General features: G+C 69.0%; 8 protein-coding genes and 2 pseudogenes. 5 read left to right on the top strand and 5 right to left on the bottom strand.

The window, feature by feature from the left end:
- Positions 1-286 precede the first annotated feature (286 nt).
- On the top strand, positions 287-697 hold the full coding sequence (locus ACZ4RZ_RS18560) for a Fur family transcriptional regulator (protein ID WP_467745836.1): 411 nt from the start codon (positions 287-289) through the stop codon (positions 695-697).
- 149 nt (positions 698-846) lie between these two features.
- On the opposite strand, the gene ACZ4RZ_RS18555 is transcribed toward ACZ4RZ_RS18560, so the two are convergent.
- From ACZ4RZ_RS18555 to ACZ4RZ_RS18545, 3 genes are all read right to left on the bottom strand, one after another.
- Positions 847-2253, bottom strand: coding sequence for an IS1380 family transposase (locus ACZ4RZ_RS18555; RefSeq protein ID WP_467745834.1), 1407 nt, complete (start codon positions 2251-2253; stop codon positions 847-849).
- Between the two features lie 476 nt (positions 2254-2729).
- Positions 2730-3626: an alpha/beta fold hydrolase gene (locus ACZ4RZ_RS18550; RefSeq protein WP_467745832.1), complete on the bottom strand. Its 897-nt coding sequence runs from the start codon at positions 3624-3626 to the stop codon at positions 2730-2732.
- A gap of 272 nt (positions 3627-3898) precedes the next feature.
- Positions 3899-4801, bottom strand: coding sequence for a LysR family transcriptional regulator (locus ACZ4RZ_RS18545; protein ID WP_467745830.1), 903 nt, complete (start codon positions 4799-4801; stop codon positions 3899-3901).
- A 167-nt stretch (positions 4802-4968) separates the two neighbouring features.
- On the opposite strand from ACZ4RZ_RS18545, the gene ACZ4RZ_RS18540 reads away from it, so the two are divergent.
- A complete protein-coding gene (locus ACZ4RZ_RS18540; RefSeq protein ID WP_467745828.1) occupies positions 4969-6456 on the top strand; it encodes an MFS transporter in 1488 nt (495 codons plus the stop codon).
- Positions 6457-6835: 379 nt separating this feature from the next.
- Here the strand turns inward: ACZ4RZ_RS18540 and ACZ4RZ_RS18535 are convergent.
- A pseudogene (locus ACZ4RZ_RS18535) lies at positions 6836-8233 on the bottom strand (IS1380 family transposase); the annotation flags it as partial.
- A 383-nt stretch (positions 8234-8616) separates the two neighbouring features.
- Here ACZ4RZ_RS18535 and ACZ4RZ_RS18530 point away from each other — a divergent pair.
- Together ACZ4RZ_RS18530 and ACZ4RZ_RS18525 are read left to right on the top strand one after the other, a co-directional pair.
- Positions 8617-8967 (top strand): hypothetical protein, encoded by a 351-nt coding sequence (locus ACZ4RZ_RS18530; protein ID WP_467745826.1) that lies wholly within the window; start codon positions 8617-8619, stop codon positions 8965-8967.
- A gap of 1579 nt (positions 8968-10546) precedes the next feature.
- A pseudogene (locus ACZ4RZ_RS18525) lies at positions 10547-11446 on the top strand (replication-relaxation family protein).
- Positions 11447-11615: 169 nt separating this feature from the next.
- Here ACZ4RZ_RS18525 and ACZ4RZ_RS18520 read toward each other — a convergent pair.
- Entirely contained in the window at positions 11616-12122 is a 507-nt protein-coding gene (locus tag ACZ4RZ_RS18520; RefSeq protein ID WP_467745824.1) for an allene oxide cyclase barrel-like domain-containing protein, read from the bottom strand.
- 326 nt (positions 12123-12448) lie between these two features.
- Here ACZ4RZ_RS18520 and ACZ4RZ_RS18515 point away from each other — a divergent pair.
- Positions 12449-12695: transposase (locus tag ACZ4RZ_RS18515; protein ID WP_467745822.1), on the top strand; the 247-nt coding region annotated here is incomplete at its 3' end.

Raw genomic sequence — 12695 nt, 5'->3', positions numbered from 1 at the left:
GGGTGCAGGCCCCGGAGTGCGTGGAGGGGGCTCGGTCACGACTTGAACGGAGGAATGGCCCGCGCGATCGCGCACCCCGGAGGCGGTCGCCTCGACGCCGAGGTGGTCCCTCACGTCTCTGTCTCCTGCCGTACTGGCGTCTTCCTGTCCCTTGGCTATCGCCAGAACCGATCCTACGATGGACAGAATCCAAGTCAAGAAGCGGGCCAAGCCCACATCCAATCGGAACCCGGACGTCCACCGATAGACCTCGCGTATTCAACTGAGCCCGAATAGGTGAACAGATATGAGTGACCTGCTGGAGCGACTGCGACAGCGCGGCTGGCGGATGACCTCCCAGCGGCGTGTCGTTGCGGAGGTCCTCGACGGCGACCATGTACATCTCACGGCCGACGAGGTGCACGCCCGCGCGGCACAGCGGCTGCCGGAGATCTCCCGGGCGACCGTCTACAACGCCTTGGGCGAGCTGGTCTCCCTCGGGGAGGTCATCGAGGTCTCCACCGACGGCCGCGCCAAGCGCTACGACCCCAACGCGCACCACGCGCACCAGCACCTGGTGTGCTCCAACTGCGGCACCATCCGCGATGTCCACCCGACCGGCAATCCCCTGGCCGACCTCCCGACGGATGAGCGGTTCGGCTTCACGGTGTCCGAGGTCGAGGTCACCTACCGCGGGCTGTGCCCGGCCTGCGCCTAGCCTCGCCGTTTCGGTTGGGGTGATGAGGTGTCGCTGAGGGGTAACTGCCGGGTGGCCGAGGTGATTTCGATGCTCGGGCATGGCGGAGTCCCGGCGCGGTGGTCGGGTTCTCCAGGGTCCTTCGGGTCGTGGCGGGCAGAGTTTGCCGGTCAGCCGGTGGGACGGGGCAGTGCGGCGAGCCGATGGAAGGCCGTGGCCAGTTCGTTTCTCCAGGGCCAGGTCGCCGCTATCCGCAAGCGCAGGCGGCGGCCGCCGCGGGTGAGGCGTGCGGCGACGTGCAGCAGCCGGTAGCGGAGCTTCTTCGGCTCGGCAGCCGCGAGTTCGCCGCCCAGCAGCAGGACACGCATCCAGGCCAGCAGATCGATTGCCGTGAGGCTGAGTTCGAGCCAGACGGCGTTGATGGCGAAGTCGCGCGAGGGGAAGCGGCCGAAGCCTGTGGTCTTGCCGCACCGGATGTGGTCCTCGACCGTGGCATGCCCGCGGTGACGGACCTCCAGGAACTGGGCGGAGCCGCCACCGGAGTACGGGGTGTCGGTGAGGAACACCTGGTGGCGCAGGCCCTCGTCCTGATCGAACAGGGACAGCTGGGCTCCGGGGTGCGGTCGCTCCCGGCGCACGATGATGCGGGTGCCGACGGGGTAGCCGGTCAGGTCGACCATGCCGGTCAGCTCGGCGACCTCGGCACCATCACGCAGCGTCCCGTCCTGGTCCAGGGCGGGATGCCAGAGGCGGTCAGGTATGGCCCGGATGGCGCGGCGGACCGGCTCGGTGATGGCGTATCCGACCGAGAAGAAGGTACGGATTCCTCGTTTCCGCACGTCGCGGACGTGGGCGAGGAAGACTTTCGCGGATCCGGCGCTGTCGGTGCGGATGAGGATGTCGGTGCCGTGCCGGTGGGCGTCGGGGATCTGCGCGAGTGCCTGGTCGAGCACCGTGATGTGGTCGGCGGCGGTGTTGGCGCCGGCGTTACCGGGCCGTAGTCGGCCGGACAGTGCCTCGCCGGTGTTGGCGAGGAAGCACAGCAGCGGGTGGAAGCCGAAGCCGCCCTTATAGGTCGGGGCGGCCTGCTCTTTCTCGGAGTGGCAGGTGACCAGCGTGGCGTCGAGGTCCAGGACCAGCCCGGGCAGAATGCGTCCCGCGGCCCGGGCTGCGGATATGCCCTCGCCGTGCTCCGCGGCCTGCAGCCAGGCGACTTCCCGGGCCTGGGCGCGGGCCGAGCGCACAGAAGCCAGTGTCCTCTCGTCGGTGTCGGCGAGCAGCCGCCAGGCCGTCAGGTTCGAGGCAACGGGGCCGAACACCCCTGCCTGGTCCCGCAGTACGGCCAGATCCGCGATGGCCTCGCCGCCATCGGCGAGCATCACCGCCAGGTCGGTGGCGATCCGGCCCGGATCATGCCCGGTCCCACGCGGCCGAAGCGGCCTGAGAGCGGTGGAGTAAGCGGCGGTCAGCCCGGTGGCATCAGCGAGATCCGCCAGCAACCGTGCCCCGGCATGCCCGACCACCCCCGAACCATCAGCGCTGACATGGACCTTGGGACGCAACCCGATAGCCTGCATGTAGAAAGTGCCCTCCGCCTGGACCGACAGAACCCCTCAGCAAGGTTCATCGTCCCAGGTCAGGAAGGCACTTTCGTATTTCCACCCCAAAGTCAGCCATCCCCAAGTGAAACGGCGAGGCTAGTACCAATGCCGTGATGCTGTTGGTGATCTTCGCTCGGTCGAGTGAAGATCACGAACAGCATCCATTCCGTGACGGCCAGGATCGTGGTTGGAGTTCTGCAGGCCCGAAGGCCAGCACCTGATCCCGGGACGGCCGCTCTCCAGCGCATTCCGTACCGCCTTCAATGCCCCGGCGAGGCCCCGACGACCGCTCGCTCAGGGTGCGTTGGCGCTTGCCGTACACGCCTCCTGCCCGCTTGCGGCAGTCCGGGTACCGGTCTGGACGTGCGCAGTGAACACCGCCTCATCGACCGGGTGCTGGTTATCCTGGGCCTGCCCGCGCCCGGGGTTGCCGCACGAGGCCTTGCCGAACCTCAGTCGCCTGCGAAGAAGTCGAGGTAGGCCTGGGCCAGGGTGGTCGGGTTCTCGAGCGCGATGTTGTGTCCGGATGCGGGGATGACGACGCCGCGGACGTCGCGGGCCACTTGCGCGAGCTGTCTGGATACTTCGTCGCCGAGATAGTTCTGAGCGCCGACGGCCAGGACCGGGCAGCTGATCGGGTCGGCGTAATGCGGGCGGTTCTGTTCGGCGTCGGTCTGGCGGGCTCGGTACATCTCCAGGATGGCCTTGGTGCCGCCCGGCTGCTCGGCCGAGTGCACGATGTCGTCGATGTCCTCCTCGGTCAGCGCGCTGGGGTCCCACATCTGACGTCTGGCGTAGTACGTCCAGAAAGGCCGTTCCCGTCCGGCCAGCAGCAGTTCGGGCATGTGCGGCAGGCTGAAGAAGCTGAAGTGCCAGCCGGTGCGGCCGTCGTCGGCGGCGAGTGAGGGGTCTTGCTCGCCGCCCGGCAGTCCAGGGCCGGCCGGCAATCCCGGCAGGAGCGTTTCCTGGAAGACCAGTTGCTGCACCCGGGGCCGGTGGAAGGCGGCGACGGCGTAGGCGATGGCCGCCCCCCAGTCCTCGCCGACGACGCGGAACTGGTCGAAGCCCAGGTGGGTGGCCAGTTCGGCGACGTCGCCGGCCATGGTGGCGGTGTCGTAGCCGGTCAGGGGACGCTGGGAGCCGCCGGCGCCTCGGTTGTCGACCGCGATGACGGTGTAGTGCGGGGTCAGCAGGGGCACGACGTGGCGCCAGTACGACATGGTCTTCGGTACGCCGTGCACCAGGAACACCGGCTCGCCGGCGCCGCCGATCGCGTAGTGGATCTCCACACCGTTGACTTTGGGCTTTCCGTGTGTGAGCCGGACTCCGGCGTGGTCAGTGAGGTTCATCTCGGCGACCTCCTTCTTGTCTTCGGCCGTGCGGGCGCCGACCGAGTGGCGAATCTTCCGGGGCGGCATCTCTGTTCTGCCGTTGGCCCGGCGTCCACGGTCGGCGTGGAAGTTTCACCCGGTACAACCGCGCCTTCGTTGCCGCTGATGTCGCCTGCGTCGCACCTGTCTCAGATGGAGCCCATCTGACGATCAGATGGTCGCGGCATGGGCGCACCGGCGGCCGCGCCATTTCTGGGTCGACAGGGCTGCGTTGGCCAACAGGCGCCGGGTCAGCTGCCCGCGGGGTGAATACGCAGCAGCTGATCGGCGAACTGCCGGGCTGCCGGGCTGGTCTCGCCCGCCGAGGGCAGCATCAGGTAGATGTGCCTTTCCAGATGCACGCCCTCGACCGCGATCAGCCGCAGAACGCTGTCCGGTGCGGTCAGCACCGGGTACTGCAGGCCGACTGGAGCGAAGCCGATACCGACGCCTGCGCTGACCAGTTCGAGGAACAGTTCCCAGTCGCCGACCTCACAGACGACGCGGCGCTGTATTCCTTCGCCGGTGAACGCGGCGTCACTCAACAGGCGTGCCGTCCACCCCGGGGGTACCTCGACGAACCGCTCGTCGGCCAGTTGTCCGATGTAGACCTCGGTGCGCTCCGCCAGGCGATGATCGGCGCGGCAGACGAGGTGCAGCGGCTCTCGCGCCAGGCGGGTCATCCGGACGCCCGGGACCTGGCTGACCGCGGGTCCGATCACGCAATCCAGTTCTCCGGCCTCGAGCATCGAGATCATCGTCAGCGCGGGCGCGTAGTGCAGGCGCAGGTCGATGCCGGGATGATCGCGAGTGAACTCGCCGAGATAGGAAGCGAACGGCACCAGATGCTGAGCGGAGAGCGAGACGCCGAGGCGCAGTGTGCCGATGAGCACGTCACGGGTGTGATGTACGGCCTCTTCCGCCTGCGCGGCGCTGGTCACGGTCCGGCGGGCCGGGCCCACCAGAGCCTCGCCGGCCGCAGTGAGCCGGACGGGCCTGGTCCCGCGGACGTAGAGGGCCGTACCGAGTTCGCGTTCGAGGGCCTGGAGCGAGTTCGACAGGCCTGACTGCACGATGAGTTCGCGCTTGGCGGCGCGAGTGACGCTGCGTTCCTCGACCAACGCCAGGAAGTGACGTAGCTGTCTGAGTTCCATCGGCCACCGCCTCTAGGCCTGAATTGCAGCACATCTGGACAGTTCCATCTGCCAGACAGATGCAGTCTATCTGTGCGCGCTGCCGCCGGACCGCCATCGAAGTTCCGACGGGCGTGGTTGACGCCGACGAACCAGTAAGGAACACCGCCAGGACAGGGGATTCGCCCATGGCAGACCACCCGAAGAATGACGCCACGCCTCGGCACGCTGCGAGCGGCTCACAACGGACCGCGTTTGTCGTCTCGCTGATCTGCGCCGCCCAGTTCGTGCTGCAACTGGACTTCAGCATCGTGAACGTGGCGCTGCCGTCGATCCAGCGGGAGCTGGGCATGCCCGCAGCGGAGTTGCAGTGGATCGTCACCGGGTACGCGCTTGCGTTCGGATCGCTGCTGCTTGCGGGCGGCCGCCTGGCGGACCTGCTCGGCAGGCGGCAGGTCCTGGCCCTGGGCCTGGCCCTGTTCGGGATCGCGTCGCTGGCCTGCGGGCTCGCCCAGTGGCCGATCATGCTGATCATCGCCCGGATCGTGCAGGGCGCGGCCGGGGCGATGGCCTCCCCGGCCGCGCTGTCGCTGCTGACGACGACCAATGCAGAAGGGGCCGCCCGTAACCGGGCGCTGGCGATGTGGCAAGCCACCACCGCGGCGGGCGCGACCGCCGGGATCGTGGCCGGCGGGCTGCTCACCCAGTACCTCGGCTGGCGGGCGGTGTTCCTGATCAACCCGCCGGTCATCGCCATCATGCTCGCGCTGGTACCGCGACTGCCGGCCGCGAAGCGGTCCGGCAGTCGCGGCAGCGTCGATGTGCGCGGGGCGCTGCTGGTGACCACCGGCAGCGCCGCGCTGATCTTCGGGCTCAGCAGCGGGCAGCAGCACGGCTTCACCGCGCCCGCGACCCTCGTCACTCTCGCCCTGGCCGTGTTTCTGACCACGGGATTTGTGTTCGCCGAGAAGCGGTCCGCGGCACCCATGCTGCCTCTGTCGATCCTGGCGGAGCCGGCCCGGCGGGCCGCGATCGCGGCAATGCTGCTGATCGGCGCCATCCTGGCCGGCTACGTCTACTTCGCCTCGCTCTACCTGCAGAAGGTGCTGGGGTTCAGCCCGGTGGCGACCGGCCTGGCGCTGGTCCCGTCGACCGCCACCGTCGTGCTCGTCTCCACCCTCGGCACCCGTCGGCTGCTGGCCCGGTTCAGCATCAGGGGCCTCCTGCTTGCCGGGCTGGCCAGCATGGGCGCCGGACAGCTGTGGCTTGCCCAGATCACCGCCGGGGCCAGCTACCCCGCAGCGGTGCTGCCCGGCCTGGTGCTGACCGCGGCCGGGGTCGGGCTCGCCCTGCCGGCCGCGTCGATCGCGATCACCAGCGGAGTCCGGGCCGGCGACCAGGGACTGGCCGGGGCTCTGTTCACCACCAGCCAGCAGACCGGCGCCGCGGTCGGCCTCGCGATTCTCGCCACCGCCGCTGCGGCCACCTCTGGCCACAGCAGCTCTCTGGTGGACGGCTACCGCCTGTCGTTCCTCATCGCGACCGGTCTCGCAGTCCTCGCCGCGATCATCGTCGCGCTCCAGCTCAGCTCGAAACCCCACCGCGTTGAAGCCGAGCACCAGCACGCCGACGGACCGCCCGCCGCGCCGACCGAGGCACAGCTCGACAAGAAGTGACAGGTGCAACGGCAGCCTGACCGGCAGCGTCTGCCCGGCGAGATGTTCGCGGGGCCAGGGGCGTGTCATCGATTCGGAGTGCGACGCGGGCTCGGCTGTGGATGAGGGATCCGTCATCAAGGTCGACGCCCCCCACACCTCCACTCCGCGAACAGTCGCATCACCGAGGTTGGTGCCATCTGGCAGCCTGTCTTCGCAGACAGAGGCGATCTGGCCGGCCCGCTCGGATGTCCGCCGGACCGAAAGGAAGACCCGAATGGACAATTCAACGCCAGCGGTGACCGACCGGGCACCGATATCCGACAGCTCGCAGCATCCGCCGGATGCAGCTATAGCGCCGTCTTTGAGCACCACGAACTGTTCGTGAAGGAACTGAGGGTGGTAGTGCCGTGAGGCGGTTGAACGCGTTGATGAGTTCGTGCCGCCAGGGCCACGTCGCGGCGATCCGCAGGCGAAGGCGGCGGCCGCCGCGAGTGATGCGGGCGGTTGCGTGCAGCAGCCGGTAGCGCAGCTTCTTTGGCTCGGCGGTGGCCAACTCTCCTTGCAGCAGCAGGGTCTGGGTCCAGGCGAGCAGGTCGGTGGCGGCGAGGGACAGCTCCAGCCACGCTTGGTTGAGGGGGAAGTGGCGGGAGGGGAAGCGGCCGAAGCCGGTGGTCTTTCCGCAGCGGATGCGGTCCTCGACGCGTGCGTGCGCGCGGTGACGGACCTCCAGGTGCTGCAGCGAGCTTTCGCCGTAGGGGGTGTCGGTCAGGAAGACCTGGTGGCGCATGCCCTCGTCGAGGTCGAACAGGGACAGTTGGGCGCCGGGGTGCGGGCGTTCGCGGCGGACGATGATCCGGGTGCCGTCGGGGTAGCCGTCCAGGTCGAGCATGCCGGTCAGCTCGGCGACCTCGGCGCCGACGCGCAGGGTGCCGTCCTGCTCCAGCGCGGGGTGCCAGACCTCATCGGGCAGGGCGCGGATCGCGCGGCGGACCGGCTCGGTGACGGGATGTCCGACCGAGAAGGATGTGTGGACGCCTCGGGCGCGCAGGGCCCGCAGGTGAGCCAGGAACGCTTTGGCTCCTCCGGCGCTGTCGGTGCGGACGAGGATGGGGGTGCCGTGGCGGCGGTCGTCGGGGATCTGAGCGAGCGCCGCATCGGGGACGGTGATGTGGTCGGCGGCGGTGTTGGCGCCGGCGTTGCCTGGCCGCAGCAGTCCGGCCAGGGCTTCGCCGGTGTTGTCCAGGAAGCACAACAGCGGGTGATAGCCGAAGCCCCGCTTGTAGGTGGGTGCGGCCTGCTCTTTCTAGGAGTGGCAGGTGACCAGGGTGGCGTCCATATCAATGACCAGCCCGGGCAGGTCCCGCCCGCCGGCCTGGGCTGCGGGTATGCCGCTGTCCGTCTCTGCGGCCTGCAGCCAGGCGACCTCGCGTGCTGCAGCTCGGGCCGTGCGCAGTGCTGCCAGTGCCGTGTGGTCGATGCCGGCCAGGAGGCGCCAGGCGGTCGGGGTAGAGGCCACTGGGCCGAAGACCTCGGCCTGGTCGCGCAGTAGGGCCAAGTCGGCAATGGTTTCGCCGCCGTCGGCGAGCATCACTGCCACGTCCACCGCGATCCTGCCCGGGTTGTGTCCGGTGCCGCGTGGCCGCAGGCGGCACAGGCGGCGCAGCGCGTCGGTGAACGCGGCGGTCAGGCCGGTGGCGTCAGCGAGATCGGCCAGCAGACGGGACCCGGCATGGCTGACCACCCCGTGGCCGTCAGCCGAGACGACGAGCTTGGGGCGCGCCCCGGTAGTGTGCACGCAGAAAGTGCCTTCCTGCTGGGATGACAGAGACCTTCGACAAGCCTCATCTTCCCAGCTCAGAGGGCACTTTCGCGTTTGGGATCAAGATCCGGACACCGCGGCAAGTGAAACGCACAGGCTAAGCCCCGCTGTCCTGTCCGCAGCCGGGCATCGCGACCGTAGGGGTCCCGGGCTGCCCCCGTACTGATTGACGCCGGCCCCCACGGCCGCCAGGCGCTCGTCGAGATCCCGCATCACGCGGCGGGCCCGCGCGCCGACGACGAGGAAGTCCCCGTCGTCCAGCTCGATGACGTCCGGGCAATTGTTGTACCCGGTCGACCCGCGCTCGGCAGGTCGATCCGATACGGCGCATGGGACTCCTTGGTGACAGGATCGATGCCATGGGCACCGAGACGGACTGGGTGTACCGGGTGCTTGAGCCGCACGGCTCGGAGGGATGGCGCCCCTACGGCAGCGACCCCGAACGGTGGCGGGGCGCGATCACCGCCGACGATTCGAGCGAGGGCCCCCAGTACGCCGCCGCCCTCGTCGTCACCGACCTGATGACCGAGTGGAAGGCGCGCGGCCTTCACCGGGCGAAGCACGTGCGGGTCATCCTCTGGCGCGACGAGGAGGGTGACGAGGCGGACGCGGACGTCATCGTGGAGCTCCGGCCGAGAAACCACGATGAGTTACCGGCGAGCGACCGGATCCGCGCACAGGCGGGACACCGGCCCGGGGACACGGGATAGATGGATCAAGGGATGCGCAGGTCCCGGGGATGTGACCGAGCGTGAGCGCGCGGATTTTCCGGGTTTTTTTGGGGGGAGGGGGCGGAAAATTTTTGCGGGTGCCGACCGCCTGCCGCCTCCGATGGGACCCATGATCGCGACCCGCGTACGCCCTGCCGCGCCCCCGCCCGCACGCCTGCCGCGCACCGTCCACGCTACGCGGCCGCGACCTGCCGCGATACGGCATACGCGCAGCTCAGCGGGTAGGGCGTAGTGAGTGTGAGGGGGTGTGGGGCGAGTGGGGGTGGCATAGGCCCTGGTCAGTGGGGGTGGGCATGCCGGTGGGGGTGATCAGGGCATGCATTGGCTGGCAGGGGGCGAGGCCCACGATCTTGACTCTGTGCCTGCCTGCCGTCTGCTCACATCCGGCGGGGGTGCGGTGCCAGCCCCGGGTACTTCCCCGACCCGGACGTCGTCGAAGAGATGGGCACCACGGAAAACCCCTACCGCCGCCAGCTGTGGCGCGTGCAGACCCTGCTGGACTGGATGGCCACCCGGCCCGGCCGCGACAAACACGCCGGCGCGAAGCGCGCGGCGCCGTCGCTGCCCGCCGTCCCCGTCGACGGCGACGCCACGAGCTCCTGGGAGCTTCACAGGCGGCGGCACTGCTGGGGTTCAAGAGCGTCAACTCCTTCTCCAGCAGCGTCTCTCAGGGCAACCTACCCTTGCTGGAAACCCACGACGCTGTCATGGAGAAGGGCGGGCGCCGGCGGTGGACGCGCCAGCGGATCCTCGAGCAGGCCGCCCAGCGCAATCCCAGAAGGTAGAAACCGGCGGTGAGCGCCCATCCGCTCACCGCCCCAGAGACGCGGCACCCGGTTACGGGTTGTTGGTCCCTTGCGGGCCGGGAGCCGCACGATGGCCGGCATGGCACGGCTCGCCACCGCGCCCCGCAGCAGCCACGGCTGCTGCGGACCGGCCATCGCCGAACTTCTCGTGGTGCCGCCCTCCGCGTAGTACGTCAGCGGCCTTGCCGAAGCTGGTCACGGAACCCACCACAGGCTGTCCTTGCGCGCCGACGCAGCCTCGTGGTCGGGGGCATGGATGCCGGCCACGGTGCGGACCACGAGGCTGTTTCGCGTTCGTGACCTTGGTCGGGGCTTCGTGGTCGGGGGTTTGGTCGGGGCCCGCGGGTTTCCTCATCAGCAACCGAAGGTTCTGACGGAGACCGCCACGGCCCGCGGAAGGGAACACCCCATGAGCAGCGATTGGACGTGCGACGGCTGCGCGTCCCCAACGTCGACCGCGCGTCATGCGAAGCGTGCGGCACGAGCAGCCCGACCGCCACCGCTGCCGATCTCGCGAGAACTGCCCTGAGGGACGCGGCTGCTGCCCGCGCGGCCCAGGTCGAGGAAGCCGCTCGCGGTAATCACCGGTTGGCTTGCCACCTCGGCAGCGTGACGGATGCCCACCTCGACGACGCCCTCGCGGTGCGGCGTCTCGGTATCGCGTGACCGGCGCGCCGAGGGACGGGTGTTCTCGTGCGCGGAGCGGCCCAGTGCTCAGCGCCCAGGTCGCAGGCGTGTGTCGAAAGGATTGCATGACCAGCACTCCGGCCACGAGCTTGGCACCCAGCCCCGCTGAACCCCTGAGTCACCAGGTGCTGGCCGCGCTCGCCCAGCACCGCATCGCCACCACCAGCCAGCTGCGCCGGATGCTGCAGCCGGAGGGCACGCGGCAGTTGCTGTCCCACGTTCTGAACAAGCTGCGCTCCGACGGCGTCGTCGACTGCACGGTGCTGCCGGATGCGAACCGCTCACGTACCAACGCCTGGTACCTCACGCAGGAAGGCTCGCGCCAGACCCGGGATCTTCCTGTCCTGCGGGGACGGCCGCCCTACCCCATCACCCAACGACGGCAGCGTCACTGAAGACACCGCACACCCTCGCCGTCGTGCGCCCATCTGGCCTTTGCCGCAGACGCCCGTCGCCTCGGGCACGAGCACGGCCCCTGGGACTGGACACCTGAGGTATCTCACTCCATCGGCGAGGGCGAACGGATCTTGGCCGACGCTGTCATGTACTACACCGCCGTCGATTGCGAACACCGACGAAAGCTCCGCGCGTTCATGGAAGTCGATCGCACCACCATGAGCAGCGAGCGACTGGCCGTGAAGCTGATCGAGTACGCCCGCCTGTTCCAGTACGAGGCCCAGCCCGTCGGCCGCCGTAGGACGGCCGCCACAGATCCCGGCTGGCTCGGCTGGTATCCGGTCTTTCCCCGCGTGCTCTTCGTGCTCACCGGCGCCTCCCGAACCAGGCTGAACAATCGGATAAGCGATCTGCAGGCGATGGTTGCTCAGCACCCGCTCGTAGCGCCCCTCGCCCGCGCAGTCCCGCTCGGAGCCGCCGTACTCGAAGACATCGAGCAACACGGTCCCGCCCAGGCTGTGTGGGTGCCTCTGGCCGGTGGCAAGACTCGCCCGTGGACCGAGTCGTGAGTGCCTAATACTCCAGCTGTAGATCGCGATCTTCATGTCTGGGCGGCTTGTCGCTGATAGTGGATGGCCTGGGATCGAGCCTGGTGGCGGCGTCGCCATTGGGACCAATCGAGCCGGTGGGCCGTGCCGTGGACGGGCCAGCCTTCTCACCGGGCGGGGGCAGGGTCAGTCAGCGGTCGAGGTCGATCGTGAAGCGCCTCGTGCCCGTAGCGATCGTGTCGGCGTGGACCGAGCCACGAGCCCGGTCGAATTCCCCGGTGCCGCCGGTGATCCCGTTGTCGAACGAAGGGGGAGGGCCCGGGTTGAGAATGCCGAAGACCATCCCCTGCACGGAGAGCTGGCCGCCCGGGAGGTTGTAGGTCACGACGCACTCCTCCGCTCCGCCGTTGTCGACCCGGGTGGTGGTGCAGGTACCGCCGGTGTCGCCGACCTGGTTGCCGTCCTGGTCGAAGAGGATCGAGCGGAAGACGGTCCGATCGCCCTGGGCGGGGCCGCCGCCGGGGTTGACGGGGAAGCGCGTCTGCTGCGCGAGCCGGCCGATGAGTGTAATGACCCGGTCTCCGCCCTTGGCGTGGGCGGAATCGGTGTCCGTCGCGGCGGCCGCGACAGGGGCGCAGGCGAGAAGGGTAACCAGCGCAGTGGCCGTGCCGAGACAGGCTGCTCTGATGGGGCGCATCGTGTGGCTCCTGAGGTTGATGCTCATGGATGGTCAGGTGACGCATTCATAACCTCGGCTCTGCCGCCGCCCGGAACGTCCCGGCGCGACCCACCGGCTGATCCGACCAATCGGACCAACCCGGGACGAGAGACGGCCCGCCCGACCGGACGAGTCGCGCGGGCGGGTTGACGCTGGTGCAGCACATTGGCTCCTGAGCTTGTTCCTTAACCTCGGGCCTGGTCATTTGGTCACTCTTTGGAGTGATCGCTGGGTATGAGGGCGGCCTTCCTCGTGATCCTGAACTCTGCGACGAGATACGGGAGTTCACAAGGAAGGCCGTGGGGATGAGTGTGCTGGCGCAGGTCGGCGAGCGGGACGTGTTCGCGGAGCTGTCACGCTTTCGGACGGCCTTCTACGGGTGTCTGTCCGCGCGGGCGGATGCGTTCTTCGAGCTGACCGATGCGCTGCTGTGTGCGGATGGCCCGACACGGACGCTGGTGGAGCTGTCGCTGATCGCCGAGCACCAGCGCGGCTACGGCTCGCTGTACGGTGCGTTGAACCATGGCCGCCTGGACGTGGGCCGGCTGCGGG

The sequence above is a fragment of the Streptomyces sp. NPDC027189 genome (assembly GCF_055566975.1).
The sequence above is the reverse complement of the archived record's forward strand: the minus strand, read 5'-3'. Positions and strand labels throughout refer to the sequence as shown.

Bases quoted from the DNA above. Each gene is read 5' to 3' on its own strand.
- ACZ4RZ_RS18560 (WP_467745836.1), top strand. From the start codon at position 287: ATGAGTGACCTGCTGGAGCGACTGCGACAGCGCGGCTGGCGGATGACC.
- ACZ4RZ_RS18555 (WP_467745834.1), bottom strand. From the start codon at position 2,253: ATGCAGGCTATCGGGTTGCGTCCCAAGGTCCATGTCAGCGCTGATGGT.
- ACZ4RZ_RS18550 (WP_467745832.1), bottom strand. From the start codon at position 3,626: ATGAACCTCACTGACCACGCCGGAGTCCGGCTCACACACGGAAAGCCC.
- ACZ4RZ_RS18545 (WP_467745830.1), bottom strand. From the start codon at position 4,801: ATGGAACTCAGACAGCTACGTCACTTCCTGGCGTTGGTCGAGGAACGC.
- ACZ4RZ_RS18540 (WP_467745828.1), top strand. From the start codon at position 4,969: ATGGCAGACCACCCGAAGAATGACGCCACGCCTCGGCACGCTGCGAGC.
- ACZ4RZ_RS18530 (WP_467745826.1), top strand. From the start codon at position 8,617: ATGGGCACCGAGACGGACTGGGTGTACCGGGTGCTTGAGCCGCACGGC.
- ACZ4RZ_RS18520 (WP_467745824.1), bottom strand. From the start codon at position 12,122: ATGCGCCCCATCAGAGCAGCCTGTCTCGGCACGGCCACTGCGCTGGTT.